The 26,165-nt window shown below is 44.3% G+C and carries 21 protein-coding genes, 3 tRNA genes and 1 pseudogene; 2 read left to right on the top strand and 23 right to left on the bottom strand.

All coding sequences use genetic code 11. The annotated features are described in order from the left end of the window. Window positions 1-4 precede the first annotated feature (4 nt). Window positions 5-2,464: a DNA gyrase subunit A gene (gene gyrA / locus J1C81_RS05870; RefSeq protein WP_032909715.1), complete on the bottom strand. Its 2,460-nt coding sequence runs from the start codon at window positions 2,462-2,464 to the stop codon at window positions 5-7. 194 nt (window positions 2,465-2,658) lie between these two features. On the opposite strand from gyrA, the gene J1C81_RS05865 reads away from it, so the two are divergent. Continuing rightward, window positions 2,659-3,645, top strand: coding sequence for an L-lactate dehydrogenase (locus J1C81_RS05865; RefSeq protein WP_002895436.1), 987 nt, complete (start codon window positions 2,659-2,661; stop codon window positions 3,643-3,645). Between the two features lie 45 nt (window positions 3,646-3,690). Here J1C81_RS05865 and J1C81_RS05860 read toward each other — a convergent pair whose 3' ends face one another. The 12 genes and pseudogenes from J1C81_RS05860 to parE form a co-directional block, all read right to left on the bottom strand. Then, complete coding sequence (locus J1C81_RS05860; RefSeq protein ID WP_002915146.1) at window positions 3,691-4,107, bottom strand: NUDIX hydrolase; 417 nt, start codon at window positions 4,105-4,107, stop codon at window positions 3,691-3,693. A gap of 59 nt (window positions 4,108-4,166) precedes the next feature. Continuing rightward, window positions 4,167-4,238 (bottom strand) — tRNA-Arg (locus J1C81_RS05855). Between the two features lie 87 nt (window positions 4,239-4,325). Further along, window positions 4,326-5,528, bottom strand: coding sequence for a 30S ribosomal protein S1 (gene rpsA / locus J1C81_RS05850; protein WP_002897515.1), 1,203 nt, complete (start codon window positions 5,526-5,528; stop codon window positions 4,326-4,328). 163 nt (window positions 5,529-5,691) lie between these two features. Continuing rightward, window positions 5,692-5,763: transfer RNA gene (locus J1C81_RS05845), tRNA-Gln, on the bottom strand. 49 nt (window positions 5,764-5,812) lie between these two features. Then, a tRNA-Tyr gene (locus tag J1C81_RS05840) sits at window positions 5,813-5,893 on the bottom strand. Window positions 5,894-5,942: 49 nt separating this feature from the next. After that, window positions 5,943-6,173 carry a DUF2969 domain-containing protein gene (locus J1C81_RS05835; protein ID WP_002895433.1) on the bottom strand — a complete coding sequence of 77 codons (231 nt, stop codon included), beginning with the start codon at window positions 6,171-6,173 and terminating at the stop codon, window positions 5,943-5,945. 106 nt (window positions 6,174-6,279) lie between these two features. Beyond that, a pseudogene (locus tag J1C81_RS05830) lies at window positions 6,280-7,305 on the bottom strand (branched-chain amino acid aminotransferase); the annotation flags it as partial. Between the two features lie 168 nt (window positions 7,306-7,473). Beyond that, complete coding sequence (gene parC / locus J1C81_RS05825; RefSeq protein ID WP_002915144.1) at window positions 7,474-9,924, bottom strand: DNA topoisomerase IV subunit A; 2,451 nt, start codon at window positions 9,922-9,924, stop codon at window positions 7,474-7,476. A gap of 53 nt (window positions 9,925-9,977) precedes the next feature. Continuing rightward, window positions 9,978-10,712 (bottom strand): CPBP family intramembrane glutamic endopeptidase, encoded by a 735-nt coding sequence (locus J1C81_RS05820; RefSeq protein WP_032909714.1) that lies wholly within the window; start codon window positions 10,710-10,712, stop codon window positions 9,978-9,980. Beyond that, the gene (locus tag J1C81_RS05815; RefSeq protein WP_032909713.1) at window positions 10,693-11,532 is read right to left on the bottom strand and encodes an aminoglycoside 6-adenylyltransferase; all 840 of its coding nucleotides are present in this window, start codon (window positions 11,530-11,532) and stop codon (window positions 10,693-10,695) included. The genes J1C81_RS05820 and J1C81_RS05815 overlap by 20 nt, the downstream gene beginning before the upstream one ends. A gap of 91 nt (window positions 11,533-11,623) precedes the next feature. Continuing rightward, window positions 11,624-12,676, bottom strand: a complete 1,053-nt coding sequence (locus J1C81_RS05810) for a hypothetical protein (RefSeq protein ID WP_002915141.1) — start codon at window positions 12,674-12,676, stop codon at window positions 11,624-11,626. Continuing rightward, window positions 12,677-14,626 (bottom strand): DNA topoisomerase IV subunit B, encoded by a 1,950-nt coding sequence (gene parE, locus J1C81_RS05805; protein WP_002915140.1) that lies wholly within the window; start codon window positions 14,624-14,626, stop codon window positions 12,677-12,679. Between the two features lie 190 nt (window positions 14,627-14,816). On the opposite strand from parE, the gene plsY reads away from it, so the two are divergent. Further along, entirely contained in the window at window positions 14,817-15,467 is a 651-nt protein-coding gene (plsY, locus tag J1C81_RS05800) for a glycerol-3-phosphate 1-O-acyltransferase PlsY (RefSeq protein WP_002915139.1), read from the top strand. Window positions 15,468-15,506: 39 nt separating this feature from the next. Here plsY and nt5e read toward each other — a convergent pair whose 3' ends face one another. The 10 genes from nt5e to J1C81_RS05750 form a co-directional block, all read right to left on the bottom strand. Then, window positions 15,507-17,666, bottom strand: coding sequence for a cell surface ecto-5'-nucleotidase Nt5e (gene nt5e / locus J1C81_RS05795; RefSeq protein ID WP_002915138.1), 2,160 nt, complete (start codon window positions 17,664-17,666; stop codon window positions 15,507-15,509). A 162-nt stretch (window positions 17,667-17,828) separates the two neighbouring features. Then, window positions 17,829-19,097 (bottom strand): dihydroorotase, encoded by a 1,269-nt coding sequence (locus J1C81_RS05790; protein WP_002915137.1) that lies wholly within the window; start codon window positions 19,095-19,097, stop codon window positions 17,829-17,831. Between the two features lie 12 nt (window positions 19,098-19,109). Then, window positions 19,110-19,574 (bottom strand): NUDIX hydrolase, encoded by a 465-nt coding sequence (locus J1C81_RS05785; protein ID WP_002895418.1) that lies wholly within the window; start codon window positions 19,572-19,574, stop codon window positions 19,110-19,112. Window positions 19,575-19,582: 8 nt separating this feature from the next. After that, window positions 19,583-20,236, bottom strand: a complete 654-nt coding sequence (locus J1C81_RS05780) for a uracil-DNA glycosylase (protein ID WP_002915136.1) — start codon at window positions 20,234-20,236, stop codon at window positions 19,583-19,585. Between the two features lie 36 nt (window positions 20,237-20,272). After that, window positions 20,273-21,025: a DUF4336 domain-containing protein gene (locus J1C81_RS05775; protein WP_002915135.1), complete on the bottom strand. Its 753-nt coding sequence runs from the start codon at window positions 21,023-21,025 to the stop codon at window positions 20,273-20,275. Then, entirely contained in the window at window positions 21,022-22,560 is a 1,539-nt protein-coding gene (locus tag J1C81_RS05770; RefSeq protein WP_002915134.1) for a glycosyltransferase family 39 protein, read from the bottom strand. Before J1C81_RS05770 ends, J1C81_RS05775 begins: the two co-directional genes overlap by 4 nt. Before the next feature lie 111 nt (window positions 22,561-22,671). Further along, window positions 22,672-23,301, bottom strand: a complete 630-nt coding sequence (gene pyrE, locus J1C81_RS05765) for an orotate phosphoribosyltransferase (RefSeq protein WP_002915133.1) — start codon at window positions 23,299-23,301, stop codon at window positions 22,672-22,674. A gap of 77 nt (window positions 23,302-23,378) precedes the next feature. Then, complete coding sequence (gene pyrF / locus J1C81_RS05760) at window positions 23,379-24,071, bottom strand: orotidine-5'-phosphate decarboxylase (RefSeq protein ID WP_032909712.1); 693 nt, start codon at window positions 24,069-24,071, stop codon at window positions 23,379-23,381. A 247-nt stretch (window positions 24,072-24,318) separates the two neighbouring features. Then, the gene (locus tag J1C81_RS05755; protein WP_002915130.1) at window positions 24,319-25,257 is read right to left on the bottom strand and encodes a dihydroorotate dehydrogenase; all 939 of its coding nucleotides are present in this window, start codon (window positions 25,255-25,257) and stop codon (window positions 24,319-24,321) included. An 11-nt stretch (window positions 25,258-25,268) separates the two neighbouring features. Beyond that, a complete protein-coding gene (locus tag J1C81_RS05750; RefSeq protein WP_032909711.1) occupies window positions 25,269-26,075 on the bottom strand; it encodes a dihydroorotate dehydrogenase electron transfer subunit in 807 nt (268 codons plus the stop codon). Window positions 26,076-26,165: the final 90 nt, after the last annotated feature.

Below are 26,165 nucleotides of genomic sequence, written 5' to 3'. Positions count from 1 at the left end.
TCTTTTACGATTCGTTTTCTTCCTCTGCTACATCTTCTTTATCGTCTGCTTCGACGCTTGTAAAGGTGACAATCTGTGCATTTTGGTCCAGACGCATGACCTTAACTCCCATGGTTGAGCGGCCTGTCTGAGAAATATTTGCCACACTGGTCCGAATGATGACACCAGTATTAGTGATAATCATCAAATCTTCCTCGCCAGTAACAGTCATCAGACCAGCAAGAGGTCCGTTCTTATCAGTGATATTGGCTGTTTTAATCCCTTTACCACCACGGCCCTTGGTTGGATACTCACTGGCAAGAGTTCGCTTACCATAGCCTTTTTCAGTAATGACAAGCACTTCGTCTCCCTCAGCAATCACACCAGCTCCAACAACCTGATCGCCATCTCGAAGATTGACTCCGCGAACACCAGTCGCTATCCGGCTCATGCTCCGGACAGCTGTCTCATTGAAGCGGACAGAATAACCAAACTTAGTACCAATGATAACGTCTGCAGCACCGTCCGTCAGAAAGACATTGATTAACTCGTCTTCATCCTTCAAATTCAAAGCCTTAAGACCGTTCTGACGAATATTAGCAAATTCTGTTACACTGGTCCGTTTGACCACCCCATGACGGGTAGTAAAGAAGAGATAGGAATCATCACTGCGATCTTGCTGGACATTAATAATGGTCTGAATAGTCTCACCTTCATCCAGTTTCAAGAGATTGACCACTGGCAAGCCCTTGGCTGTCCGGCCGTACTCAGGGATTTCATATCCTTTGAGACGATAGACTCGGCCCTTGTTAGTAAAGAAGAGCAGTCTATCGTGAGTACTAGTTGAGACCAGCTCTTTGACGAAGTCATCGTCTTTGACGCCAGTTCCTTGAACACCGCGGCCTCCGCGTTTCTGAGCAGTAAATTCTGCCTGATTCAGACGTTTGATATAGCCTTTATTAGACAGGGTAATCAAAACATCCGCTTCCTCAATCAAATCTTCATCTTCAAGAGAAAGAACTTCTCCCACCATCAGCTCAGTTCGGCGGTCATCCGCAAATTTACGCTTGACCTCGTCTAACTCTTCCTTGATAATAGCGATAACGCGCTCTGGCTTAGCCAAAATATCAGCCAAGTCTGCAATCAAGGCAATCAGCTCGTCATACTCTGACTGAATCTTATCACGTTCCAAGCCAGTCAGACGACGCAGGCGCATATCAAGGATAGCCTGGCTCTGGCGCTCAGACAGTTCAAACTTAGCCATCAATTCAGCCTGTGCTTCTGCGTCCGTTTCGCTATTACGGATAATGCGAATCACTTCATCAATGTGATCAAGAGCAATCAGCAAACCAGCCAAGATATGAGCTCGAGCTTCTGCCTTTTCTTTATCAAAAGCCGTCCGTCGAGTCACCACTTCCTTTTGGTGCTCAATATATGCCAACAAAATCTCACGCAGAGACAGAATCTTCGGCACACCATTTTGAATAGCCAGCATATTGAAGCTGAAATTGGTCTGCATCTGAGTCAGCTTGAAAAGATTGTTTAGAATAACATGAGCAGAGGCATCACGACGTACCTCAATGACAAAACGGACCCCTTCACGGTTGGACTCATCACGAACAGCAGTGATACCGTCAATGCGTTTTTCCTGCACCAGACGAACAATATGCTCATGGACCTTAGTCTTATTAACCATGTATGGAAACTCGGTTACGACAATTCGCTCACGGCCATTTTTCATCTCTTCGATTTCAGTGCGAGAACGAAGAACAATTGAACCCTTCCCTGTTTCATAAGCCCGGTGAATACCAGACTTACCCATAACCAGTGCACCTGTAGGAAAATCTGGTCCAGGAAGGACTTCCATGATATCGCGAGTTGTTGCATCCGGATTGTCCATAACAAGCTTAACTGCATCAATAGACTCACCAAGATTATGAGGTGGGATATTGGTCGCCATCCCAACTGCAATCCCTGTCGCACCGTTCACAAGCAAGTTAGGGAAGCGAGCAGGAAGAACTACGGGCTCTCTCTCGCTAGCATCATAGTTGTCAATATAATCAACAGTGTTTTTATTAATATCACGAAGCATCTCCAGAGCAATCTTGCTCATTCGTGCTTCTGTATAACGCTGAGCAGCGGCCCCATCTCCGTCCATAGAACCGAAGTTTCCATGGCCATCTACGAGCACATAGCGATAGCTCCACCATTGAGCCATCCGCACCATCGCTTCATAAATAGAGGAGTCACCATGCGGGTGATACTTACCCATGACATCCCCTGTGATACGAGCTGATTTCTTGTGAGGCTTCTCAGGTGTCACGCCCAGCTCATTCATACCATAGAGAATCCGACGGTGAACTGGCTTTAGACCATCACGAACATCTGGAAGCGCCCGAGCCACGATAACGCTCATCGCGTAATCAATGAAACTAGTCTTCATTTCACTAGTCAGATTAACATTTACTAAGTTTCTGTCTTGCATTAAAAAATGCCTTTCTTTCATATTAAACTACCCTTTATTATACCACATTTTCTTTAATTTTTCAGTATTTTGAACCGTTTGTAAAAACGTTTACATCACTAGATATACAAGTTGACCGTGACAAAATATGTCAAAAGTGGTAGAATGAATGTGTACGGGAAATGTTCCCTAAAAAAATAAGGAGATGTTTAGAAATGACTGCTACTAAACAACATAAAAAAGTCATCCTTGTTGGTGACGGTGCTGTAGGTTCATCTTACGCATTTGCTCTTGTAAACCAAGGTATTGCTCAAGAACTTGGTATCATTGAAATCCCTCAATTATTTGAAAAGGCTGTCGGTGATGCTGAAGACCTTAGCCACGCCCTCGCTTTCACTTCACCTAAAAAAATCTACGCTGCTACTTATGCAGACTGTGCGGATGCTGACCTCGTTGTTATCACTGCAGGTGCACCTCAAAAACCAGGTGAAACTCGTCTTGACCTTGTTGGTAAAAACTTGGCTATCAACAAATCTATCGTTACTCAAGTCGTAGAATCAGGCTTCAACGGTATCTTCCTCGTTGCTGCTAACCCAGTTGACGTTTTGACTTACTCAACTTGGAAATTCTCTGGTTTCCCTAAAGAGCGTGTTATCGGTTCAGGTACTTCACTTGACTCAGCTCGCTTCCGTCAAGCTCTTGCTGAAAAGATTGGTATTGATGCTCGTTCTGTCCATGCCTACATCATGGGTGAGCACGGTGACTCTGAGTTTGCTGTTTGGTCACACGCTAACGTTGCAGGTGTGAAATTGGAGCAATGGTTGCAAGCTAACCGCGACTTGAACGAACAAGACTTGGTTGATCTTTTCATCTCCGTCCGTGACGCAGCATACTCAATCATCAATAAAAAAGGAGCAACTTACTACGGTATCGCGGTTGCTTTGGCTCGTATCACAAAAGCTATCCTTGACGATGAAAATGCAGTATTGCCATTGTCAGTCTTCCAAGAAGGCCAATATGGTGTTGAAAATGTCTTCATCGGTCAACCTGCTATCGTTGGTGCTCACGGTATCGTACGTCCAGTAAACATACCACTTAACGATGCTGAGACTCAAAAAATGCAAGCTTCTGCTAAAGAATTGCAAGCAATTATTGATGAAGCTTGGAAGAATCCAGAATTCCAAGAAGCATCTAAAAACTAATTATAAAAAACATCTCCTGATAAAAGGGGATGTTTTTTTGTTGCTTTATACAGATTTGTCAGCAAAAATATCAATCAAATAAGGTACGATGAGCTCATCCTCTAGGTCTTTCAGAGAAGTAATCCAGACAAAGTCTGAATGCTCTTCTGGATCTAATATAATATCACGCTGCTCCGTAATCCTACCCACATAAACTAAACGTGTAAAAACAGTATCTTTGCTAGCATCAAACTGACTATCTTCATGGATAATCCTATCAATCCGAATCTTTTGATTAACCTCCTCCATAGCCTCGCGTAGAGCCGCCTCTCTGGGAAGTTCATTCTCTTCTACACTTCCACCTGGAATATCCCAATAAGATGGATAGACATTAGGAAGGCCGAGCTTTATTTTAGAGCGCTTGATAAGTAAATACTTCCCGTCTTTCTCAATTAAGGTATGAGCGATTAGTTTTACTGTCATTGCATATTTTCCTCCAAAAAAGAGCAAAAAAAGACTGCGAAGAGTCCAATTTTAAGTCATCCACCCTGAGAGAATCGAACTCCCATCTCAAGAACCGGAATCTTACGTGATATCCATTACACTAAGGGTGGCAACTAATTCATTATAACTGATTTTCTCTGAAAATACAAGTGAAAATCAGAAAAAGAAGTTGAGAAATCTCAACTTCTTTTATCAAATTACAATTCAATATCGCCAAACAAATCAGCCATTGAGAATCCAGTTTGAGTTTCTGGAAGTTCAAAGTCACGTTTTTCTTGACGTTTTGGACGACGAGGACGTGATTGGCGTTTCTCATCTTTTTGTCCTTCTTCTTGAGCTGGACGTTCTTCAAGAGCCTTGATAGAAAGTGATACACGCTCATCAGCAGCATTCACTTCAAGAACCTTAACAGTTACTTCTTGACCAACCTTAAGGGCATCCTTAGGGCTTTCAACACGTTTGTGTGAAATTTGTGAGATGTGAACCAATCCATCGATACCTGGCAATACTTCAACGAAAGCACCGAAATCAGTCAAACGTTTTACAGTTCCTTCAATCACATCGCCTGCAGCAAGTTTTTGCTCAACGCCATCCCATGGTCCAGGTGTAGTTGCTTTAAGAGAGAGGGATACGCGTCCTTCTTCTTCGTTCAAATCAAGAACTTTCACTTCGATTTCATCACCAACTGATACAACAGACTTAGGTGATACGTTGCGCTCATGTGACAATTCAGTCAAGTGAACCAGTCCGTCAACTCCGCCAAGGTCAATGAAAGCACCGAAGCTAGTGATGCGAGCAACTTTACCAGTTACAATATCACCAACATTCAACTTACCAAAGACTTCAGCACGTGCTGCTGCAGCTTCAGCTTCTACAACTTCACGACGTGAAAGGATGAAGCGGTTTTCTTTTGGATCTACTTCTTTAATCTTAGCATCAAACTCTTGACCTACAAAACGCTCAGTGTTACGAACGAAACGAGTATCAAGCATTGAAGCAGGGATAAATCCACGAAGTCCTTCAAACTCAACTGAAAGTCCACCTTTAACAGCACGAGTGCCCTTAACAGTGACAACTTCTTCTTCACGACCAACCAATTTGTCCCAAGCTTTGCGAGCTTCCAAACGTTTTTTAGATACCAGGTAAGTTACTGTGTCTGTATCTTTACCCACTACTTGACGAAGAACAAGCAATTCAAGTGTTTCACCTGGTTTTACAAGGTCGTTGATATCAGCGTCGCGGTCATTTGTCAACTCACGAAGAGTCAAAACACCTTCAACACCAGTTCCAGCGATTGCAACATTAGCTTGGTTAGCGTCAACAGTCAATACTTCAGCAGTAACGACGTCACCTGGCTCAACTTGGCTAACACTGTTTAGCAAATCTTCAAATTCATTCATCTAAAAAAATCCTCCAACAATCAAGCTTTCGCTTGACATACTACTTATTTATTTTCCTAAGCACCCGCAAATGACATTGATCTATCGTTAACGATTTCCATCCTATAAAGAAATAAAATACCAGAAGACATTTTATTATTTTATCAGATCTATTACCTAAGAACTGGGGTAGCTGGATTCGAACCAACGCATGAGGGAGTCAAAGTCCCTTGCCTTACCGCTTGGCTATACCCCAAAAAGAGCGCTGACAAAAGTCACTTTATCATCGTCACAATGAACGCTGATGGAGAGAGAGGGATTCGAACCCCCGAACCCGAAGGAGCGGATTTACAGTCCGCCGCGTTTAGCCTCTTCGCTATCTCTCCGACAATCAACGCTATCTATTATAACATTGATACAATGAAAATGCAAGCCCTATTTGCTTAAATTATAGGTTTCAATTAAAGTTTCCACGGCTCTTTCAAGTTTTTTATAAAAACTTTCAGCATTTCCATTTTTGATGATTGCAAACTGGCCATCTAGTTCAGCAATCTCGCCGATAACCTTCTTGCCAATAGCAAGACTATAACCGTCAAATTGGTCTGCTCCGACCTTCACTTTGCTGTCTGTGATTTGAATTTCAATCTTTTTGTCTTTTTTACTCATAACTTACCTCTTTCAAATTTCTATTGTACACGAAAATAGCTGACTTCGCAAGCTATCTTAGGCTAGAATCACAGAAAAAACTGCCCAATCAAGGACAGTTTTTAAATTATACTTTTACAATCCAACCTTCTGGCGCTTCAACATCACCAAACTGGATACCAGTTAATTCGTCATACAGCTTGCGAGTGACTGGACCGACTTCTGTCTCGCTATAAAAGACATGGAAATCATCGCCGTGCTGGATACCTCCGATAGGAGAGATAACTGCAGCTGTTCCGCAAGCACCTGCTTCAGTGAATTTACCCAAGTCCGCCAGAGGAACATCCCCTTCAATCGGCTTAAGCCCCAGTCTATGTTCTGCCAGATAGAGTAAAGAATACTTGGTGATGGATGGCAAGATTGAGGGACTGAGCGGCGTTACAAACTCATTATTCTTGGTAATACCAAAGAAATTAGCAGAGCCCACTTCTTCAATCTTGGTATGGGTTGCCGGATCCAGATAAATCACATCTGAGAAATGCTTGTCCTTGGCAATCTTTCCAGGTAGCAAGCTAGCAGCGTAATTGCCACCTACTTTTGCCGCACCAGTTCCGTGCGGTGCCGCGCGATCATAGTCATCTGAGACAATGAAGTTAGTCGGAGTCAGACCGCCTTTGAAGTAATTGCCTACCGGCATTACAAAGATAGTGAAAATGTATTCTTCAGCTGGTTTCACGCCGATAATATCGCCGACACCAATCAAGAGAGGTCGAATATAAAGGGTTCCGCCTGTTCCGTAAGGCGGAACATATTCTTCATTAGCTCGGACAACCTGCTTAACTGCGTCCACGAACATTTCTGTAGAAACTTGCGGCATGAGCAAGCGGTCAGCTGTTCGTTGCAGACGATCTGCATTTTTATCCGGACGAAAAAGCTGAATACTGCCATCCTTAGTCCGATAGGCCTTTAGACCTTCAAAAGCCTGCTGGCCGTAGTGAAGGCTAGGAGACGACTCAGAGATATGGAGCGTAGCGTCCTCTGTTAACGTTCCTTCTTCCCACTGGCCATTGCGATAGTATGCTATGTAGCGATAAGGCAGTTTCATATATGAGAATCCTAGATTTTCCCAGTCAAGATTTACAGTCATGGTCTTTCTCCTCTTCTTCCAAACTTCATTTTTAGATACTCCCTATTTTACACCTTTTTGAGATATTTTCAAGTATTATTTTCAATTTTCAGAAAATTTTGTTATCTGATCTTTTGTTCCGCTATCAAACTCATAGAAATTGAAAAAACCAGCTCCCGCGAACTGGTTTGATGATTACTTGATATAAGCTGAGAAGACTTCTTCGTCTGAAATGGTATCAGAAATGAAGCTACCGTTGCTAGTTCTCTCAGACAAGCTGAAGTCGGCCAGATTGATTTCATAGGCCGTTCCTTTATTAGAAAGCACCTGCAAAATCTGCTCCTCGCTGGCTTCTGCTTCTGTTGTGAAGAGGTCAAAGTCCACTGTTTCACCAAAGACTGGTCCAGCTGCAAAGACACGATGCGGCTTGGTCTTAAGCTCTCTCAGAACTTGAAGACCGCGATTTGCCCGACTGGTAACAGGAATATCTGCGACTGCCATACGCTTGATCGAACCGCGCTGAGTCAGGAGGTAAAGTGAGTCCGTATTGGCGATAAAGGCTGCCGCTAGGACATCGTCCTTCTTGAGATTGATGGCTTTAACCCCAGCCGCCTTAGCTCCGATGACAGGAACTTCCTCAATATTGAAGCGCAGTGCATAGCCATTCTTGGTCACGAGCATAACATCATCCAGCTTAATCGGCGCCAGAGCAATAACCTGGTCGTCTTCATTTTTCAGTTTAGCAAACTTAAGCGATTTGGACTTATAGGTCCGCCAAGGACTGAATTCCTTGCGCTCTACACGCTTGATCTGACCTAACTTGGTCGCTGCAAAGTAAGTGCCCTCCTCAAAGCTATCCAGCAATTCTGTATAGATAACCTCTTCCTTTGTATCAAAGTTGCTGATGGTCTGGCTGAGGTGTTCTCCGATTTCTTTCCAGCGGATGTCTGACAGCTCATGAACAGGCCGGTAAATAACATTTCCTAGACTTGTGAAGATCAGCATGTGCTGAGTCGTCTTAGCTGGACTAAGGAAAATCAGTCGGTCATCGTCACGCTTGCCCATCTCCTCTAGGGTTGAAGCTGAGAAGGAACGCGGACTTGTCCGCTTGATATAACCAGAACGAGTCACGCTGACATAAGTCTCTTCCTCAACGATGAGACTAGCTGTATCAATCTCGATGGCGTTTGCTGTATCCTGCAGCTCGCTGAGACGCGGATTGCCAAACTTTTTCTTGACATCGCGGAGCTCCCGCTTCATGAGGTTATACATAGTTCGCTCATCGCCGATAATAGCTGCCAGCATGGCAATCTTCTCGCGCAGCTCTGCTTCTTCCTCTTCCAGAACCACTACGTCTGTATTTGTCAAACGGTAGAGTTGGAGAGTGACGATAGCCTCAGCCTGCTCCTCAGTGAAATCATAGCTGATTTTAAGATTTTCCTTGGCATCTGCTTTGTTTTCGGAAGCACGAATCAGGGCAATCACCTCGTCCAAGATGGAAATAACCCGAATCAGTCCTTCCACGATATGCAGCCGTTTTTCAGCCTTAGCCTTGTCAAAGCGGCTGCGAGCCAGAATAATCTCCTTGCGGTGAGCAATGTAGCTGGTCAAGATTGGCACAATTCCCACCAAACACGGCGTGAAATTGTCAATAGCTACCATGTTGAAGTTGTAATTGACTTGCAAATCAGTGTACTTAAAGAGGTAGTTGAGAATCAGCTCGGTATTGGCGTCTTTCTTGAGCTCAATGGCAATGCGAAGACCGTCACGGTCTGATTCGTCCCGCACCTCGGCAATGCCGGCCACCTTATTGTTGACCCGCACATCGTCAATCTTCTTGACCAAGACCGCTTTATTAATCTCGTAAGGAATCTCGGTGATGACGATTTGCTCTTTTCCGCCCTTCAGCTTTTCAATCTCAGTTCTAGAGCGCACCACGACGCGACCTTTCCCAGTCTCATAGGCTTTCTTGATCTCATCACGGCCTTGGACAATAGCTCCTGTCGGGAAGTCTGGACCAGGCAGAAACTCCATGAGTTTGTCCACCTTGGCAGACGGATGGTCAATCATATAGATAACCGCGTCAATGACTTCGGCTAGATTATGAGGTGGAATATCCGTCGCATAACCAGCGGAAATCCCAGTTGCTCCATTGACTAAAAGGTTAGGAAAGGCTGCCGGCAGAACAGTCGGCTCCTTCTCAGTATCATCGAAGTTCCAAGCAAAAGGAACGGTATCTTTCTCGATATCCTGCAAAAGATAGCCAGCCATCTCAGACAGCCGCGCCTCAGTATAACGCATAGCCGCCGGCGGATCACCGTCCATGGAACCGTTGTTTCCGTGCATCTCAACGAGAATCTCGCGGTTTTTCCAATCCTGAGACATACGAACCATGGCATCGTAGATGGAGCTGTCACCGTGGGGGTGGAAATTCCCCATGATGTTCCCGACTGACTTGGCTGACTTGCGGTAGCCCTTGTCAAAGGTATTGCCGTCCTTGTTCATCGAATAAAGAATACGGCGCTGAACAGGCTTCAAGCCATCGCGAATGTCCGGCAAGGCCCGCTCTTGAATAATGTATTTGGAGTAGCGACCAAAACGCTCTCCCATGATGTCCTCAAGGGACATGTTTTGAATGTTGGACATAATAATTCTCTTTTTTAGTGTTTTATTGTAAAGTAAATCTATATTTTATAAATTTAACTGTTTCTTTGTAGGTAGTGAGAAAAGAAGAGCAATCCTACTAATCCTAGAATGAATAAAAGATTAATTTTAATAACAAATAAGCTAAGTAAGGTATTAATTAGACCGTGAAAAATGGCGCAAAAAAGAATCGACTTAGTCTTTTTGAAAACAGCTGCTAGAAGAATACTGAGATAAATTGCAAATAGACTGAATAATATAAAAGGCATTCTACTTTGGGAACTTCCAATCACAAACCATAAAGGTACATGCCATATTGCCCAAATACAACCTGTTATCAAACCGGAAATCCAAAAGGAGAATCTAGTTTCCAAAGTTGGTTGCAAGATGCCTCGCCATCCCAATTCTTCTTCGCCACCATAAACACAGACTGCACTCAAAAAAACAACAAACAAATTCCCTAGTGGAAAAGCTGGATTAAGCTCCTTAGACGAGAAAGCAATGACACCTGTCTGCACGAAAATTAGTAAAAGAAATAACAAAATATATTTCTTTGAGTCCCCTAAGATAAAAGAGACTATGCTTTTAATGGATTTTTGAGGCAAACAAGAAATAGCTGCAATGGTTGGACCGAAACCTCCTAGTAAATGGAGAAAAACTCCTAGTGGACTTGTTAGACTTAAGAGGCTCATTTGCGTCAGAAAAGCGAGCAATCCCCAACCAAATCCCCAAGAAATGAGAAAACTAATCAGTAAAAATTTTGTTATCTTATTATTTTGTAAATGTTTCATTTGTTTCGAGCCTCTCTTCAGCATACTCAATCATCTTCTCTGCGGTTACTTTGTCATAGTGGAAGCCGGTTTTGAGAGAGAAGGCTTGGGCTTCTTTGTGGAAAAAGTGCATGGTAGCTAAGAGAGACTTGGTGATTTTTTTCTTGTCGGAAAAGTCAAGCAAGGCTGTAAATTCTTTCTCTTTCTCTTTCTCAGCAGGCAAATACTGAAAGAGGTACTTATAGTTCTTGCCAACATCGACCGTCCCCTTATCTGCTTCCACTTGCCAAGCTAAAAGCTTGAGCAATTCTTGCTGGCAGATTCCATACAAATGATCCGTCGCATAGACAAGGTGATTTCGATAAATGCCCTTGACCACATAAGCTGACACCCACCAAAATTCATTGCAGGATTTGTCAAAGTCAGTCGCACTAGCTGGTGCCGTCCAGTAGCGCTTGGGTGTCGGTGCATAAGAGTCAAAAAGCCCCTGTGGGTCAGCCAGCACTGTAAAATCCGCTTCGCTATCCACCCACTCTTTGATGTGCTCCTTTGGGCAAAGAGTCAAATCTATCCGATTGCCATCTTCAAAGAGCATGAGATAGAGGCGGCGATGGTCTAGTAGGACATGCTGCTCAATCATGCGCTTGCCAAACCTTTCCAACCAAGCAAGGTCAGCCACCAGACCATCCAAATCCTCTACAATGTAGACTACATCATAGTCTTGGAACTCGTCCCTGGGAGCATTTGGATTTGTCCGCGAGCCGGACATGGCGACAGCGTCAACTTGTAACACTTTTGCGGTTTGCAAAATTAAATCTAGCATTTCGGGTTCAGTTCTCATGGGAATACCTGCCTTTCCAGTGGAGTACATACAAACACTCAGTTTTGGCGATTAGATAAGAAATTGTTCATTGGAAATTTCTTTTTTAGACCTATGGAAGATAATGTCTGGTAGGGGAGAAATTATTTTGTGGATTAAACCCTGATTTATAGCTGTATCTATTATTTTTATCCCTTTGAATTAAATACTTTTCACGTTTTTTTATAAGTCTTAAAAACTTTTCCGTACTTAATAATTTTTCTTTGTATTTTTCACCGCCATGGTAGTAGCACTTCTTCAACTCTTTGTATCTTGGTTTTTCTAAAAGCAGTTGCTCTTGGAAAATTTCTTGAGCTATTGCGTATTCTTTTTCACGTCTATTGCTAATTGATAAGTCTAAAAACGTACTTGATATTGTGAAAAAAATAACTGACAGAGTCCACGGTAACTTATTTTTCCAATCAATATCAAAAATGAGGGTAGAGATTGCAAGAACAGATAAAATCATAGCCGGGCTAACAATTAAAGCTTCAACTTGAAAAACAGGTTGACTTTTAATCAAATCATGTAAATACAACCATAAAATAAACGATGATATCGAAACGAGTGTTATCGTAAGAACTAAATTCTCTCCAAGACCATATTGCTTTGATGTGTTTTTTAGAATATCAGAAAAAAATAGTGGCCATATAGTCAACGGCAATAGTGACGGTAATTTTCTGAGCCATTTAATCTTTGTTCTATACTGTTTAGAAAACCTAGAAATGAGCCATTCTATAAATATAACAAGTTCAGGAATTATGGATCTGATAGTCCCAAATAATACTATTAAAAATAAAACAATTATAACAAAAGCGAAAACGCTCAAAAAAATGATATCTTTATCAGAAAATTTAAGATTTTGAAATATAACAAATAAAAATATATACAGTATAAAAGCTGTCGGTATCACACGAAAGAAATACTTAATTGCATCATTTTTCTGTCTTAAATTAATATCATCTTGATTATCAAGTATTTTTAAAACTTCTAAATTCTCTATTTTTCGTTTAGAATCTCTATAACTATAATTAGGTTCCGAATATCTATAGATCTTATCTATAGATATATCCATCCAACCGGAGAGATTAACCTTCCAGCGCTGAAAGTTCTCTATCATTCTCATCTAAAACACCATCTCCCCGCTCTCCTCAAGCGTAAACTTGACGTTATCCTCAATCCACTTGCGGCGTGGTTCGACCTTGTCGCCCATGAGGACATTGACACGGCGTTCGGCGCGGGCCAGGTCTTCAATGGTGACGCGGATAAGGGTGCGGGTGTCGGGATTCATGGTGGTCTCCCAGAGCTGGTCAGCGTTCATTTCACCGAGCCCCTTGTAACGCTGAAGCATGGCTCCCTTGCCAAACTTGCGGCGCAGGTCGTCCAGCTCGCCATCAGTCCAGGCATACTCGACGACTTCGCTCTTGCCCTTGCCCTTGGACATCTTGTAGAGAGGCGGCAGGGCGATATAGACGCGGCCAGCCTCGACCAGCGGGCGCATATAGCGATAGAAAAAGGTCAGCAGCAAGGTCTGGATATGGGCACCGTCGGTGTCCGCATCGGTCATGATGATGATCTTGTCATAGTTGGCATCCTCAAGGGTAAAGTCTGTACCAACACCCGCTCCAATCGTGTAAATCATGGTGTTGATTTCTTCGTTCTTGAGAATGTCAGCCATCTTAGCTTTAGCAGTATTGACAACCTTACCGCGCAGGGGCAGGATGGCTTGGAACTTACGGTCACGGCCTTGCTTGGCAGAGCCACCGGCAGAGTCTCCCTCGACCAGATAGAGTTCGTTCTTGGCTGGGTTCTTGGACTGGGCCGGAGTCAGCTTACCAGACAGCAAGCCCTTGTCTTTCTTATTCTTCTTGCCGTTCCGGCTTTCGTCACGCGCCTTGCGGGCCGCTTCCCTAGCATCTCTGGCCTTGATAGCTTTGCGGATGAGATTGGAAGCCAGCTCACCATTTTCCAAGAGGAAGAAAGTCAGCTTGTCAGAGACAATGGAGTCCACGGCCGGACGAGCCAAAGGGCTGCCCAGCTTGTCCTTGGTCTGGCCTTCAAACTGCAGGTGAGCCTCAGGGACCAGGATGGACAGGACAGCAGCCAAACCTTCGCGGTAGTCCGAGCCTTCCAGATTCTTGTCCTTTTCCTTGAGCAGTCCCGTCTTTCTGGCATAGTCGTTCATGGCCTTGGTAATAGCGGTCTTGAGCCCTGTCTCGTGGGTACCGCCGTCCTTGGTGCGGACGTTATTGACAAAGGACAGGATATTATCGGCGTAGCCGTCGTTGTACTGGAGAGCCACCTGGACTTGGAAGCCGCTCTCCTCTCCTTCGAAATAGAGGACAGGAGTCAGGGTTTCCTTGTCTTCATTGAGATAGGTGACAAAGTCTTCAACCCCATTCTCATAGTGGAACTCTACTTCTTCGCCAGTCCGCGCATCAGTCAGAGACAGGCGGACATTCTTGAGCAGGAAGGCTGATTCCTTAAGCCGCTCCGCAATAGTGTTGTACTTGAAGTCTGTCGTTGAAAAAATCGTATCGTCCGGCATGAAGGTCACTTTGGTTCCAGACTTGGACTTAGGTGCAGTACCGATTTTCTTGAGCGTAGTGACTGGTTTTCCGCCATTTTCAAAGCGCTGCTTGTAAACAGTCCCATCCCGCGTGATTTCCACTTCCAGCCAGCTGGACAGGGCATTGACAACAGAGGAACCTACACCATGGAGACCGCCTGAGGTCTTATAGCCACCTTGGCCGAACTTACCGCCAGCGTGGAGAACTGTGAAAATGACCTCAACCGTGGGAATGCCCATAGCGTGCTTGCCGACTGGCATCCCGCGTCCGTGGTCTGCGACAGTCAGACTGCCGTCCTTGTTGATCGTCACATCGATCCGGTCACCGAAGCCTGATAGGGCTTCATCGACAGCATTGTCCACAATCTCCCAGACCAGATGGTGGAGTCCCGCTCCGTCGGTCGATCCGATATACATCCCTGGACGTTTACGGACCGCATCCAACCCTTCTAATACCTGAATGGCATCATCATTGTAATTGTTAATATTGATTTCCTTTTTTGCCACAAGAACCTCCTAATGATTCATCTTTTCTATCTTACAAGTTTTTGGCAAATATTGCAAAGATTTTTTTGAAAATAATGCTGATGAGGACTGATTTTAAACGAAGAACAATCCAATATCCGAGTAGACATTTCCTGCTATAAATTCTATCCTTTTCTATTGTCAGAAAGCGAAATAATGGTATAATAAAATCATGATGAACACGATAATTGGATTAATACTAGCATACTTACTGGGCTCTATTCCGACCGGACTTTGGATTGGGCAAATTTTCTTTAAAAAGAACCTGAGAGAATACGGCAGCGGCAATACCGGAACGACCAATACTTTCCGTATTTTAGGAAAGACAGCGGGGACGGCTACTTTTGCTATTGACTTTCTCAAAGGAACTGCAGCGACCCTGCTGCCTTTCTTTTTGTATATTGAGGGAGTTTCGCCGCTTGTCTTTGGCCTCTTGGCTGTGATTGGCCATACCTTTCCTATCTTTGCTGGCTTTAAGGGTGGCAAGGCAGTGGCAACCAGTGCAGGGGTTGTTCTAGGCTTCTCACCAGCCTTCTTTGTCTATCTGATTATCATCTTTGCCAGCATCCTTTATCTGGGAAGTATGATTTCTCTGGCAAGTGTGCTCTCAGCAGTCATCGCTATCCTGTCGGCGCTGCTCTTTCCTCTAGTTGGCTTTATCCTGCCCGCCTATGACCTCTTCTTCACTCTGATTATCATTGCGCTGGCTCTGATTATTATCCTCCGGCACAAGGACAATATCCAACGTATCAAACAGAAAAAAGAAAACTTAATCCCTTGGGGCTTGAATATCACACATCAGAATCCTGAGACTAAGAAATAAAACGGAAGTGAACAACTTCCGTTTTATTGTGTCTTCTAACTAGTCTTCTTTGTGACTTTTCTTGATTCCTGCCAATCCAAAGAATCCTAAAACCATACCAACTAGGCTCAAGGCAACTGCTGATTCGCTGCCTGTCTGTGGCAGTTCTTTAGCTGCAGGGTCCTTAGTGAAGGTCTTGGCAACATGAACAGGTACTTGCTTGGTTTGTTTTGGAGTATTAACTAGTGGAGCTGCCTGTTTTGCTGGATCAGCTGCTTTGGCACTAGTTGGGTAGGAAGCCGCATTAGCTGGATCCGTTCCTTGCTTGATTTCTTCAATATCTGTATAGCCATCACCATCTGTATCCTTAGTAGATGAAATAGAGATAGCACGTGAGTTTGGATTGATAACCGCATAGGCTGTCAAATCAGCTTTTGCCAGATAGTCAGCGAAGGCCACATCCATAGATGGTCCTTCCTCGCGAGGGCCACCCAGCATGGTATAGCCGTCACCACCAGCAGCCAAGAAGTCATTGGTCGTCAGATAGTAGGTCTTATTTGGATCAAGAGGCTCATAAACACCCGTTTCTTTGTTCTTAATCTCAATGTGGAGGACACGCTGATCAGCTGGCAGAGTGGTGTCGTAGTAGACTTTAGCCCCAGAGATTTGCAGGTAACCACCGCTCGGTTCTAGCAAGGGTTGTCCGTTCTCATCCAGCACAGGCTTGCCATCTTTTTCCTGAAGAATAGAGCCTAGAGATTTGGCAAACATATCTGCGATATTTTGACCGGTTACCTTGATTTGTGAAATGGTGTTCCCAAAAGGCAATACGGCGATAACATTTCCCTTGGTGATTGGCTTGTCTTTGGCAATAGTTTCGCGCAGACCGCCTCCGTTAGTAACAGCCAGGTCTGTTTTATTGGCAAAGCCAGTTTGACCATAATCGTAGAGAGCATCTGCAACCACATTGCCCAGATTGGTTTCGCGAACGCGGACATTTTCACGGTCGCCATTAAGCTCTACTGGGCTGTTTGCCACGATAACCTTGGCATTATCTGCGTCGTACCTGGCTTTAATCTTGCTGACCATGTCTGCAATAACTGGGTCTGGAGCGACTTTCTTAGCTGTTTCAGCAGGGATTTGCTGAGGATTTCCCAGAAGTTGATTGGCCTTGAAAGTTACTTTTCCGATATTGTGAAGGTAGCTACCGGTCTGGTTGTAGGTGACATTATCACCATAAGTCGTAGACTCTACTGTGTGGGAGTGGCCGTCAATAACGGTTACACGCTTGCCTTTGAGCTTAGGATTTTTAGAAAGAGCTTCAGCCAAGGTTGAGCCGCGCCACTCAGTCGGAGTTGTCGTGTCAACACCCAAGTGAGCTAGAACAACGTAGTTTTTGTAGTTCTTTCCTTCTGCCGCTGCGCGTGCTTCAATTTCATCAATAACCCGATTAACCTCTGTGATTGGATCAGTGAAGGTCACACCTTGGATGTTTTTAGGGTGAGTTTTTGTAGCAGTTTCAGGTGTTGTCACACCGATTACCACAAACTCATCCCCCTCAACCGCTGGATCCTTGTCTACAATGGTAGATGCTTGGAAAACTCGAGCATTGTTGGCATAGGTGTTAGAACTGAGGAGTGGGAATTTAAGAATTTCCTTGTATTTCTTTGCCTCATCTAGACCAAAGTCAAACTCATGGTTCCCGACTGCCATAGCATCGTAGCCTATTTCATTGAGGATTTTAGCCCGTTCTTCCCCTTTTGAGCTATTTGAAATTGGCAGACCTTGGAAGGCATCACCCGCATCCACAACTAGTGCTTTAGGGTTTTTAGCGCGCTCTTCCTTGATGACAGTAGCTAGCTTGGCATCACCGATAACGCCTTTTTCCTCTACAATGCGACCGTGCACATCGTTGGTATGGAGAATCGTAGCCTCTGGCAGATTTTCAGACTGGGCTAGCGCTGCAGCGGCTTCTGTCGCAGCTGGACTAGCCGGAGCTGCTGCATTCTGACTAGTTGCTGCTGGCTTTTCTTCTGCTGAAGCTGCTGGAGCAGTTGGTTGCGTTTCAGAAGCTGTCTCAGCAGCTGGCTGATTGGTCAACTCAGTCGTTGCCGGCTCTGGACTAGCCTGTGCCTCTTCTGCAGAGACTTGATGAGCCAAAAAAGCAGGTGCCAAAAGCACTGTCGATAGAACAGGTAAGATGAAAAATTTCTTCTTCATATAACGAACACTCCTCTTTAGTATTTTGTTATATTATACATCTTTTTGGCTCAAAAAGGAACTAAACCACTACTATTTCAACAAACATTCGGTTTTTCAGAAAATTACTAGAAAATTTTCTGTGTTAAAAAGACCCTGAAATTCATCAGAGTCTAATCTGCATTATCCTTTAAAGACAACTTCCCCATCACAGATGGTAAACTTCACTTGGCCTTTAAGCTTTTCACCAACAAAAGGTGAATTGGCTGCCTTGGAGGCAAAATGGTCAGTCACAAGTCTATCTGCTTCTGAGTCAAATATTGTCAAATCAGCAGGACCATCCTGAGCGATGAAGCCAACATCAAAACCATACAATTGAGCCGGATTGACTGTCATTTTTTCCAAAAGTTCCATCAAATTCAGATGACCATCCTCAACTAGGTAGGTCAGTCCCAGAGAAAGCGAAGTCTCAAGACCAGTCATGCCAGAAGGCGCCTGAGTGATATCGGCCACATTTTTCTCGTCAGCATGATGTGGAGCATGGTCCGTCGCAATGACAGAAATGACACCAGATTTAAGCCCCTCAATAACCGCCAGACGGTCCGATTCTAAGCGCAGAGGCGGATTCATCTTAGCATTGCTGCCCTTGGTCAATAGCAGAGCTTCTGTTTTAGAGAAATGCTGAGGTGCTGCTTCAGCGGTGACTTGAGCCCCTAGCTTCTGAGCGAATTCAACCACCTTTACGCTCTCAGCCTTGGACAAATGCTGGATATGCACATGAGCCTTTGCATCATAAGCAATCATGACATCGCGTGCAACCATGCTGTATTCTGCCACACCTGTCGCGCCGCAGATATGAAAATGCTCTTTGGCAATATGTTCATTGAAACCAAGTATGCCGTTGAGATTGGGATCTTCCTCGTGCAAGCTGATAAAAGTATCGTTTTTGCTCGCTTCAACAAGAGCTTTGCGGACAATGCCAGCGTTGGTCAGTGGAATACCGTCATCAGAAAAACCTACTGCACCAGCTGCCAAGAGACCTTGAAAATCTGTCAGATGTTGTCCATCAAAATTCTCTGTAATTGTTGCAACCGACTTGATATGGATATTTTCCCGACTAGCCGACTCCAGTACTTCCTTCAGAGTTTCAACCGTAGAGATAGTCGGATTGGTATTGGCCATCATAACAACTGTCGTAAAGCCACCTGCTGCTGCTGCCAAAGCCCCCGTATGAATATCTTCCTTATGAGTCTGGCCTGGCTCCCGGAAATGCACATGTATATCCACCAAACCTGGAGCCACAACCAAACCACTGGCATCAATAACTTTTGCATCTTCCACCTGCAAATCTTGACCGATTTTAACAATCTTCTTCCCCTCAACCAAGAGGTCAGCAATTTGGTCAAAACCAGTCTTAGGATCCATAACTCGTCCGTTTTTGATTAATAGCATCGTCTTCTCTCCTTATTCGTAAAAGTCCACCTGCGTATCCAGGAGTTTATCCCCGTCATAAACAAACTTTGCTGAAAAGAAAGGCTTGTCTTCTAAAAGCCACTCAACAAAGGTATGATCGCCTTCCCAGGTTGGTTTAGATAAAACCTGATCATAGGGCACCCATTCCAAAGTCCCTTCATTGCAGTCAATCAATTCCCCCTCAAACTCCGTCACCTTGAAAACATAGGTATACCAGTCCAAGTTGGGAGTAAACTCTGGAAAAGTGATAACGCCTTTAAGAACAGGCTTGGCCTTTAGACCTGTTTCCTCTAGAATCTCGCGCGCCGCACATTCCTGCGGAGTTTCTCCACGTTCTAACTTGCCACCGACACCAATCCATTTCCCAGCGTGGACATCATTGGGCTTTTTGTTGCGGTGCAGCATGAGAAACTCCCGGCCATTATCGATATAACAAATCGTTGCTAACTGAACCATACTACCTCCTAGGCTAACCAATTGATAGGCTCCAAGCCTTTAGCCACTAAAAAATCATTGGTACGAGAAAAAGGTTTGCTGCCAAAGAAACCACGGTAAGCAGACAGCGGGCTTGGGTGAGCTGACTCGATAATCAAATGTTGGGAATTGCTAATCAAGGCTTTTTTCTTGCGAGCGTAAGAACCCCAGAGGATAAAGACAACTGGATCTGACTTTGCATTGACCACCTTGATAATAGCATCTGTAAAAGGCTCCCAGATTAAGCCGGCATGCGCATTGGCCTGACCAGCAGGCACTGTCAGCCCAGCATTAAGCAAGAGAACCCCTTGCTGAGCCCAGGAAGTCAAATCATGCGACTCTTTCACTCCGATATCATCAGCCAGTTCTTTGAGAATATTCTGCAAAGAAGGCGGAGCTGGAATATCATCAGGTACCGAAAAACTCAAGCCCTGTGCCTGTCTCGGTCCGTGGTAGGGGTCCTGCCCTAAAATAACCACCTTAACATCCGCTAAATCAGTCGTCTGAATCGCATTAAACACTTTTTCCCGAGGTGGGTAAATGGTCCCTGAAGCATACACTTCGTCTAAAAAATGATTGATTTTTGCAAAATAACCTTCCGGCAGCTGCTCCTTAATCAAAGCGTGCCAAGCTGAATGTTGCATATATGTCTCCTCTCATTTCCTACGATAAAAATTCTATTACTTAATCCACCTAAGTGCTCTTTTGAGTTCAGCTCTGCCATTTTCCAGAAAACAAGAACCGTGGGCTAGGATGATTTTTTCTGGTTGCCAAGCCAGCATCTGCTCTAGACATTCTTTGGCTTCTTTTTGATGACCGATAAAAGTCATACGGTAGTCAATAGGTGTCTGGCCATCCGGAGCTGCAACTCGAACTAATTTATAAGCCTTGCCGCGAATCTGACTTGGAAAATGCTCTGTTTCAAAATTCTCAATCAAATCTGTCAAAATCAAGGTTTGACTGTCCTTATGAAAAAAGACAACTTCCTCAATATAAGTACTTCCCTTGAAAACCAACTGTTCTATCTGGTCTGCCCAAGCTTCAGGAGCCTCATCCGTCAGCTTTTCATCAAAAGAGACCGGGATTTTCTGCTTGGCTGCTCTCTCCTCAACTCCTGGGCTAGACCAAGCAATTGCCTCAGGATAACGCTTCTTCCAGTCAGCTATATAGGCATAGTGAATCTTATTAGGTGAAATGAGATGTGCGACTGGTCCCAAAGCGTCCAACTGGTCAAACAAGGATTGATTTGGCTGGATTGGTGAATGGCACCAGAGCTGGCCATTTGCTAACTTAATAACAGTCATGCGGGTAGAAAAGGGCAACTTTGTCAGCACCGCATCCATCTCAATCAAATCACCGTCAACAATCCAGATATTCTCAGCAATGGGCTTTAAGCTATAAAGCGGTTCATAGATAGGAACAGGTCTTTTCATTTCAAAGAGTCCTTCTTTCTAGTCCAAAAGCGAAACTTCCCTAGATATTGAGGGTACTGGGCTAATCCTAGGGCGGATAGAATCAGAATCTGTGGCAAAAACTGAATCAGATATCTCGTCTTTCCTCCCTCAAAAATCTGCAGAAAAAGCAGGCCGCCAAAAACAGCTAAGGTTAGAAAATTCAGTTCGTCACTGGATCGATATTTCCAAAGAGCAAAGACAAGTCCTGCTGCCATGACAATCCAGACCGCCTGCTTAGACAGCGAGAAATAGACAAATTCTGACTTGTCAGTGTTCAGGAAGAAGTCACGGACAAACTGAGTTAAAGGATTATCTTTCGTATCTTGGTAAAAAGGCGATATATAAGGCGTCTTTTCATTTTCAACACTGCGGTAGAGCCAGCCCAAATCTCCTTCTGCTACAGTCAGAGACTGCTTGTGGAAGAGATGATGAGCTAAAGTCAAAGGATTATATTCACTTAAGCGCCGCTTGATTTCCTTGATAACATATTCCTTAGCAAACATGCCATTGTTATAGTCATACTGCTTGTCAGGCTCAATATACTGCAAGAGCCCTTCTTTCATATCTTCCTGATTGTGGCCATTGAAGGTCAGACCTAGATTAATAAAGAGCAAAGGACCTTTTGCCAATCCCTCTCCCTCCATAATCGGCACTTCCGTCTGGTGCTTGGACCAGTAATGCAGCGGGGCATAGCTAATCGCAAAACTGCAAGCAAAAACGACTAGTGTCAGAAAAAACTTGTTCCAGTTCTTTTTGAAAAAGAGGACTCCGAAGACAGCTATCAGCAGAATCATTACTGTTGGTCTAAAGAAGAAAGCCAGACTAGTCATTAACCCAAGCAAAATACTGCGCCAAACCAGCTGTCTACTGGTTTCCTCTCCCTTCAGCAATCCAAGAACTAGAAAAATCTGCAGACTAATGAAAGGCAGGGGCGGAATATCGGTATACATTGAAAAGAAATAAGGTGAAAAGCCTAGTAAGAGCACATAAAGACTAAAGACAGCATCTGCAGTCTTTTGGGAAAAATACTTTTGGCAGCCCTTATAGAGAATCAAGGCCGTCACGTTAGTATAAAGAATATTCAAGGTCTGCATGACCCATAGACCAGATTCCCCAAATACATTAAAGAAAAAACGCTCGTAGAGAAATAGTGAGACATTGTTAGGATTCCGGGTCAGATAGCTGGAAATGGAGCTTTCTTTCAGAGTTTTGAAAGCTCCTGTAAAGACTACTGCTGCATCCCGCCTAATCAAAAGCTCTGCTGAAAAGAGCATAATCAGCTGAAAAATAAAGACTGCTAGCATAATAAGAAGTTTATGCTTCATCAACCAATGATAAGCTTTTTCTAGCAAATGCCGATAGCGATAGGCCAGATAAGCCAAGACAGCAAAAGCAATCATAGCTATACTATTCAGCTCTGCAACATGCCAGATGGAAATCAGAAACCAGTGAACAGCCGTAATCAGCAACACTTTCTGTAATATTGAAAAGGATAGATGATAAATCTTAGACATAGCTCTATTATACCAAACGCCGAGACTTTAAGCCATTTTTAAAGGCAAGACAAGGACGTTTTACTGAAAAATGACCTGAATAAGAGTCAGATCATTTTATTTCTATTCGGTCTAGGCCTGCCAATTCTCTTGGTCATGCTTAAATTTCTCAAGCAAGGACAAGCCCTCAGGACTGACATAACCTTCTGCTTCAGCCAGAGTGATTAGCTCAGTGTAGTTAGAAAGGGTCACCAATTTGACACCCGCTTCATTGAAGTTCTTTTCTGCCTTTGGCAGCTCATAGGTAAAGATAGCCGCTGCTCCAACCACATCCGCACCTTCACGTTTAGCGGCAGCGATAGCATCCAAGACCGAACCGCCAGTCGAGATTAAGTCTTCGATGACAACCATCTTCTGCCCAGGCGCTACGCGACCTTCGATTTGATTGCCCGCTCCGTGATCTTTTGGTTTGCTGCGGATATAGGCAAATGGCAGGTTCATCTTATCTGCAATAATAGCTCCGTGAGGAATACCTGCTGTCGCAGTTCCAGCAATGACTTCTACATCTGGAAATTCCGCCCGAATCTTTTCGACGAAACCATCTTCAATCAAGGTCCGAGTTTCTGGATATGCCAAGGTCACACGGTTGTCCGTATATATAGGTGACTTGATGCCTGACGCCCATGTAAAAGGCTCTTCTGGCTTCAAATACACAGCTTTGATTTTCAATAAATCACGCGCAATCTCTTTTGCTAAAGTCATTTTTTCTCCTTATAAATTTGAAATTTTATGATGCTGTTAATTTTGTATAACGATTTAATTCGAATCTCTTGTTTTTCCTAGCTATTCCACTGCTTCTTAATCTCGTGATAAGCATCCCAAGGATTCTCAGCTTGGATAATCGGACGACCTACTACAATGTAATCACTGCCGATTTGATGGGCTTCCTGCGGAGTCATGACCCGTTTCTGGTCTCCGATTTCCGCTCCAGCTGGCCGAATCCCCGGCGTCACACATAGAAAGTCATTTGCAGTAGCCGCCTTTATTAGTTCAACCTCTTGAGCTGAACAAACTACGCCATCCAAACCAGCTTCTTTAGCCTTGCGAGCGTAATTGACAACAGACTCCTGAACTGTGGTCTGGATGTTTTGGCAATCACGCATATCTTCCTCACTGGTCGAGGTCAGCTGGGTCACCGCAACCAACTTAGCCTCATCTCCCAAGACCTTCTTGGCTTCGCTCATCATCTCCACACCGCCTGCTGCATGAACCGTCACCATGTCGATACCAAAAGTACCTAAGACAGACATGGCTGAGCGCACCGTATTGGGAATATCGTGCAGTTTCAAATCCAAGAAAATGCTGTGTCCGAGACCTTTCAGATAATGAACGATTTCTGGACCGATGGCATAGAAGAATTCCATACCGATTTTGACATAGAGTTTTTCATCTTCCGGAAAATGCTCCAAGAAATCTTTGACATCGTCAAAAGATGGAAAGTCGAGGGCGATAATAGGCCGTTCTTCACGCATGAGGGGAAAATCTCCTTTTAAATTATTATCTTCAAAGAGGTCCATTAGACATTTATATCTCAAAACCACCTTCACATTAGGCTCAGAGACATAGAAAAAACCTTGCCCGAGAGCAAGGTTACACGAAAATGTGGCAGTATCTGCCATTCAAACGTATGTACCTTAGTAGCCTCTCTGGACTTCTTTAAAGGTTATATTTAGTTTATTCTATAATTTCACAGCAGGATTGTCAAGTAAAAATGTAACTTTAAAGCAAATTCTCTCGAACTTCTTTTCGTAAACTTTCAAGACTTTCGATACCGAATTTATCCATAACCTTTGGCAAGTCTTCAATGATGGTAGGACAAGCATAAGGATCCGTAAAATTGGCAGTGCCCACTCCAACAGCTGAAGCGCCCGCTATAAACATCTCCAGAGCAGCCTCCGCCGAATCAACTCCACCCATACCAATAATGGGGAGTTTGCTTGCCTGTGCAACTTGGCGGATTAGCTTGAGTGCTACCGGAAAGACAGCCGGACCTGACATACCTCCAGTGCCATTAGCAATAATAGGCTGGCGCGACTTCAAGTCAAATCGCATACCTACCAAGGTATTAATCATGGTAAAACCAGCAGCACCTGCGTCTTCAACAGCCTTAGCTACCTGAGTGATGTCTGCCACACTCGGGGTTAATTTGACATAGACTGGTACAGCAGAAGCATCTACTGCTGCCTTGGTTGCTTCGTAAGCCAACTCCGGAACTTGACCAATCAAAAGCCCAGCATTTCCATGGTCAACATTAGGACAAGAGATATTGAGCTCAATAGCCTTGACGTTTGGAGCTTGGGAGATTTTCCCAGCCACTGTAGCATACTCTTGATTGGAAAAGCCCGCTACATTAGCGATGATTGGAAGGTAGGGATAATGCTTTTGCAGCCAGGGCAGTTTTTCAGCTAGAACAACCTCAACACCTGGATTTTGCAGGCCAATGGCATTGAGCATACCAGCTGGCGTTTCTGCCACACGCGGAGTTGGATTGCCAAAGCGGGGGTCCAAAGTCGTAGCCTTTATCATGATAGAGCCTAGCAAGTCTAGGTCATAGTATTTGGCATATTCCTGACCGAAGCCAAAACAGCCAGATGCTGGAATAATTGGATTTTTCAGGTCCAAGCCTGGCAAAGAAACTCTTAAACATTGGTCACTCATTCTTTCCCCTCCTAAACAATAATCGTGCCCGTCTCAAAGACCGGACCGTCTTCACAAACGCGCTTATTGACTGACTCGTCCTGACCTGCAACATGAACTACGCATGCATAGCAGGCGCCCATGCCACAAGCCATACGAGACTCCATGGAGAGATAAGCATGCGGATGGTCCTGAAACTTACGATCCACATACTGAAGCATAGCTGGCGCACCACAGGAATAAACAGCCGCATAGTCTTGGGACAACTCATCCACAACGGCTGATACATAGCCCTGGCAGCCATAAGAGCCGTTATCCGTTGTAACAATGACCTCGGCGTATTCTTTCATTTCTTCCTCTAAAATGACAGCAGATTTATCAGCAAATCCCAGAACAGCAGTCACTTGAGTTCCCTTGGCATGCAATTCTTTAGCAACCTCAAGCAGAGGAGGGACACCAATCCCACCACCGATAATCAAAGCTCGCTCACCTTCCCTTACAGGACTCAAATCAAAGCCATTGCCCTGAGGCCCCATAACATCAAGAAAAGATCCAACTAGCAGTTGAGAAAAAATAGCCGTCCCGCCGCCTTCTATCCGATAGATGATGCGACAAGTCAGATTGTCTCGGTCAATCTCTGCAATCGAGATAGGCCGGCGCAAAAGCTTGCTGTCATCTGGTACCCGAATATGTAAAAACTGCCCAGCCTGCATCTGGCTGACCATTTGCCCCTTTAGAGTCATAGAAAAAATATTAGGTGCAATTTTGACTTGCTCCAACAGCTCCATCTGCTCGAGCATAATCTTTCCAAATCTCTTTTTACAACTGTCACTAACCATGACAACCTCACTTTCTACAAGAAAAAACCTCGCCGCAGCAAGGTTTCGCAAAAAACAAGGCAGCTAACTGCCTCTTATACCGCTTTTCCC

Origin of the sequence: Streptococcus sanguinis (genome assembly GCF_050225395.1) — a bacterium.
In the GTDB taxonomy this organism is placed as follows: domain Bacteria; phylum Bacillota; class Bacilli; order Lactobacillales; family Streptococcaceae; genus Streptococcus.
The sequence above is the reverse complement of the archived record's forward strand: the minus strand, read 5'-3'. Positions and strand labels throughout refer to the sequence as shown.

Bases quoted from the DNA above. Each gene is read 5' to 3' on its own strand.
- J1C81_RS05815 (WP_032909713.1), bottom strand. From the start codon at position 11,532: ATGAGAACTGAACCCGAAATGCTAGATTTAATTTTGCAAACCGCAAAA.
- nt5e (WP_002915138.1), bottom strand. From the start codon at position 17,666: ATGAAGAAGAAATTTTTCATCTTACCTGTTCTATCGACAGTGCTTTTG.
- pyrE (WP_002915133.1), bottom strand. From the start codon at position 23,301: ATGACTTTAGCAAAAGAGATTGCGCGTGATTTATTGAAAATCAAAGCT.
- J1C81_RS05770 (WP_002915134.1), bottom strand. From the start codon at position 22,560: ATGTCTAAGATTTATCATCTATCCTTTTCAATATTACAGAAAGTGTTG.
- rpsA (WP_002897515.1), bottom strand. From the start codon at position 5,528: ATGAATGAATTTGAAGATTTGCTAAACAGTGTTAGCCAAGTTGAGCCA.
- J1C81_RS05865 (WP_002895436.1), top strand. From the start codon at position 2,659: ATGACTGCTACTAAACAACATAAAAAAGTCATCCTTGTTGGTGACGGT.
- pyrF (WP_032909712.1), bottom strand. From the start codon at position 24,071: ATGCGTGAAGAACGGCCTATTATCGCCCTCGACTTTCCATCTTTTGAC.
- J1C81_RS05750 (WP_032909711.1), bottom strand. From the start codon at position 26,075: ATGGTTAGTGACAGTTGTAAAAAGAGATTTGGAAAGATTATGCTCGAG.
- plsY (WP_002915139.1), top strand. From the start codon at position 14,817: ATGATGAACACGATAATTGGATTAATACTAGCATACTTACTGGGCTCT.
- J1C81_RS05755 (WP_002915130.1), bottom strand. From the start codon at position 25,257: ATGAGTGACCAATGTTTAAGAGTTTCTTTGCCAGGCTTGGACCTGAAA.
- J1C81_RS05860 (WP_002915146.1), bottom strand. From the start codon at position 4,107: ATGACAGTAAAACTAATCGCTCATACCTTAATTGAGAAAGACGGGAAG.
- J1C81_RS05775 (WP_002915135.1), bottom strand. From the start codon at position 21,025: ATGAAAAGACCTGTTCCTATCTATGAACCGCTTTATAGCTTAAAGCCC.
- J1C81_RS05790 (WP_002915137.1), bottom strand. From the start codon at position 19,097: ATGCTATTAATCAAAAACGGACGAGTTATGGATCCTAAGACTGGTTTT.
- J1C81_RS05785 (WP_002895418.1), bottom strand. From the start codon at position 19,574: ATGGTTCAGTTAGCAACGATTTGTTATATCGATAATGGCCGGGAGTTT.
- J1C81_RS05820 (WP_032909714.1), bottom strand. From the start codon at position 10,712: ATGAAACATTTACAAAATAATAAGATAACAAAATTTTTACTGATTAGT.
- J1C81_RS05780 (WP_002915136.1), bottom strand. From the start codon at position 20,236: ATGCAACATTCAGCTTGGCACGCTTTGATTAAGGAGCAGCTGCCGGAA.
- gyrA (WP_032909715.1), bottom strand. From the start codon at position 2,464: ATGCAAGACAGAAACTTAGTAAATGTTAATCTGACTAGTGAAATGAAG.
- parC (WP_002915144.1), bottom strand. From the start codon at position 9,924: ATGTCCAACATTCAAAACATGTCCCTTGAGGACATCATGGGAGAGCGT.
- J1C81_RS05810 (WP_002915141.1), bottom strand. From the start codon at position 12,676: ATGAGAATGATAGAGAACTTTCAGCGCTGGAAGGTTAATCTCTCCGGT.
- J1C81_RS05835 (WP_002895433.1), bottom strand. From the start codon at position 6,173: ATGAGTAAAAAAGACAAAAAGATTGAAATTCAAATCACAGACAGCAAA.